Raw genomic sequence first — 4122 nt, 5'->3', positions numbered from 1 at the left:
CCGCCTTCACCACCAATACCGCCAGTGACGCCTCCAATAACCCCAGTCACTGTACCGAGTAGGCCTGTACCGCCTTCGCCATCACCCGCCACAATATGAATAATGTTGGTCACTGGGCTTAGTGGATTAAATTCACCTTCACCATTTAAACCGCTGAGGTCGAGTACCGAGATGGCATTGCCTGAGAAGTTAATTGGAATCGTAATCGGTGTCACGATACTGGTGTCATCACCAATACCATTGCCAATACCGTAATTATGCTCACCATTGCCTGCGCCAATACCACCGAGCAAGCCGCCTGAGCCATTACCACTACCGCCGTTGCCTGTACCATTCCCATTGTTGGTGCTGTCATTGTCCTGAACATAGTTGTTGGTTGTGGTCGATGAATTATTGTGAGAGTTGGCAGTTGCGCTACCAAATAAAGAGATTGCATTACCTGAAAGGTTAATTGGAATGGCAATCGGGGCGACGATGCTGGCATTGTCTGCAATACCATTACCGATACCATAGTTATGTTCACCATTACCTGCTGCAAAACCGTTGAGTAAACCACCCAAACCAAGCAAGCCGCCTGAACCGCCACCTACGCCATTGCCGCCACTATTACTATTATTGGTGGAGTCATTGTCCTGAACATAGTTATTGGTTGTGGTTGATGAATTATTGGTTGAGTTGGCTGTTGCGTTACCAAAGATCGAGAAAGCATTACCCGATGCATTGATTGGGGTCGTAATCGGGATCACCACACTGGCATCATCGGCAATACCATTGCCAATACCGTAGTTGTGTTCGCCATTACCTGCGGCAACACCATTTAATAGTCCGCCTCCTGTGCCATTGCCTGAACCGCTGCCAGTACCGTTACCGCCGCTATTACTATTATTGGTTGTATCGTTATCCTGGAAGTAATTATTGGTTGTGGTCGAAGAATTATTCACTGAGTTTGAAGTGGCATTGCCAAAGAGAGAGAAAGCATTACCCGATGCGTTAATTGGTGTGGTAATAGGAGCAACCACACTGGCATCATCAGCAATACCATTACCAATACCGTAGTTGTGCTCGCCGTTGCCTGCACCGACACCATTTAATAAGCCACCACCAACACCATTACCTGCCGTACCGCCAACACCGCTACTGCTGTTGCCGTTATTAATGCTGTCATTGTCCTGGAAGTAGTTTGTGGTTTTGGTTGAGGAGTCGTTGACTGAGTTTGAGGTGGCATTGCCAAAGAGGGAGAAGGCATTCCCCGAACCGCTGATTGGCGTTGTGATGGGTGCAACGACACTAGAATCATTGCCGATACCATTGCCAATACCAAAGTTATGGTCGCCATTCCCCGATGCAGGGCCATTACCCCAACCACCAACGCCATTGCCAGCCGAGCCATCAGTCAGGCCAGTGCCGCTGTTGCTATTGTCGGTGGTGTCGTTGTCTTCATAATGATTGACGGTTGTGGTCGATGAGTTATTGACTGAGCTTGTGGTCGAGTCTCCAAAGACAGAGAACGAATTACCCAAGCCGCTGAGTGGGGTGGTGATTGGCATAACCACACCAACGTCATCACCATTACCGTTGCCAATACCGTAATTATGTTCGCCATTGCCTGCACCGACACCATTGAGTAGACCACCGATACCATTGCCAGACCCACTACCTACACCTGTGCCGCCGCTATTACTATTGTCTGTCGTGTCATTGTCACGAACAATATTGGTGGTGGTGGTCGAAGCATTGTTATGAGATGAGTTATTGGCATCACCAAAGAATGAGAACTCATTGCCTAGGCCATTGATTGGCGTCGTGATGGGTGTGGTGATACCTACATCGTCACCATTGCCATTACCGATACCATAGTTTTGCTCACCATTGCCTGCACCAATACCGCTCAGTAGGCCCCCGATTCCATTGCCAGCAGCGCCTGCGCCACTATTGCTATGGTCGATATGATCATTGTCTTCTACGATGTTGGTGGTATTGGTTGATCCATTGTTGACCGAGGTATTGCCTGTATGAGCTGGATCATTGCTTCCGAACCATGAAACATTATTCCCCATGGCATTGATTGGACCCACAACTGGAGAAGTCCAGTCAGCGTCATCACCGTTACCATTGCCGATGCCGTAGTTGTGTTCACCATTGCCAGCGCTGATACCATTGAGTAAGCCACCCAGACCATTGCCAGTGCCGCCTGTACCTGTTCCACTATTGCTATTATCAGTGCTGTCATTGTCCTGAACATGGTTCAGTGTGGTGGTCGGTGCTGAATTGGTAGATGAGTTATTGCCACCACTGCCAACAGAGTTGCCGAGTACATTCAATGGTGTAGTCCAAGGCACAGTAATATCGACATCATCTCCATTGCCATTCCCGATGCCATAGTTTTGTTCGCCATTGCCTGCGGCAGGACCATTGCCCCAACCACCCACACCATTACCCACGCCACCTAGGCCTGTTCCACTATTGCTGTTATCGGTTGTGTCATTGTCCTGAATAATGTTGGACGTGGTGGTTGGTGCGGTATTGGTCGAGTTCACATCGCCATCGCCTAAACCTGCAAATGAGTTGCCGAGTACATGCACTGGCGTAGTCCACGGTACGGTTACGCTGGCATCGTCACCGTTGCCATTGCCAATTCCGTAATTATGTTCATCATTGCCTGCACTAATGCCGTTGAGTAAGCCACCTAAGCCATTACCTGAGCCTCCGACACCTGTACCTTGATTGCTGTTATCAGTTGTATCGTTGTCTTGAATCACATTAGAAGCTGAAGTTGGTGCTGTATTGACGGAGTTCACATCACCGCCACCAAGACCTGCAACTGAATTGCCGAGTACCTGAAATGGTGCTGTGACGGGTGTTGTGATACTGGCATCATCACCGTTACCATTGCCAATGCCATAGTTCTGTTCGCCATTTCCAGCACCGACACCATTTAACCAGCCACCACCACTGCCGTTGCCCGCAGCACCCGTACCTGTATTGCTGTTATTGATGGTGTCATTATCTTGAATGTGGGTAGAGGAGGAGGTCGGTGCGGTATTTATAGAATTCACATCACCACCACCCAAGCCAGCAATCGAATTACCTACCGCTTGAACAGGTGTCGTCCATGGAATCGTGACCGTGGCATCATCACCGTTTCCATTACCAATGCCATAATTGTGTTCGCCATTTCCTGCTGCCACACCATTCAGTAAGCCCCCACCATTGCCGTTCCCAGCACCAGTGCCATTATTGCTATTATTGGTGGTGTCATTGTCTTCAATGAGTGTAGTTGAGCTGGTTGGTGTTGTATTAACTGACTCCAGATCGCCATTACCAAGCGCTGCAACAGAATTACCTAATGCTTCGAATGGCACTGTAACAGGTGTCGTAAGATTGGCATCATCTCCGTTGCCATTCCCAACGCCATAATTATGGTCGCCGTTTCCAGAAGCGATACCACTTAACAAACCGCCATTGCTGCCATTCCCGGCACCTGCGCCAGTATTGCTATTATTGATAATGTCATTGTCTTGGACGTGAGTCGAAGATGTTGTCGTCGCCGTATTTACAGATGACGTACCTCCAAGCCAAGGGAATGAGTTGCCTAATGAATGAAAAGCTGTCGTAAAAGGGAAAGGAAAATTAAGATCTTGGGCGTTACCAACCCCAACACCGTAATTTTGATGACCATTGCCTGTGATAACACCGCCTAATAAACCATCACCTGAACCATTACTATTATTGGTGATGGTGGTATCTTCGACCTGAACATGATTTGTTGTCGATACAGTGTTAACAGGAACTGGCGCCGTTGCTTGGCTATTACTACTCGAAATCGAGAGAATACCCGTAATTGGTGATAAAATATTTTTAAATAACATGTCGATATACCTATAATTATTAAAGTTTTGTTTTATTTAGCTTAATAATTATGTGACTCCTGTCTCATAATATACTGATTAGTATTGGTTGATTAACGCTTTAATGTCAATATTGCAGTATGTATCATATTTTTAATGGATTATAAAATTGATATAAAACAAAGAATTGGAATCTGATTTTAAAGTCTGGATTTTAACTGTTATTAATATTATGAAATTATAGATTATTTATAAAAATTACAGAGTCATTTAT

At 46.6% G+C, this 4122-nt stretch carries 1 protein-coding gene; it reads right to left on the bottom strand.

Annotation, left to right across the window (positions count from 1 at the left end; genetic code table 11):
• Positions 1-3869 (bottom strand): beta strand repeat-containing protein (locus A9Z07_RS04310; RefSeq protein WP_069577085.1); only part of this gene is annotated, 3869 nt, incomplete at its 3' end.
• Positions 3870-4122 lie beyond the last annotated feature (253 nt).

Origin of the sequence: Acinetobacter sp. YK3 (assembly GCF_001729365.1) — a bacterium.
Taxonomy (GTDB): Bacteria; Pseudomonadota; Gammaproteobacteria; order Pseudomonadales; family Moraxellaceae; genus Acinetobacter; species Acinetobacter vivianii.
Note: the sequence above shows the minus strand (reverse complement) of the source record. Positions and strands in the feature narration are given on the sequence as shown.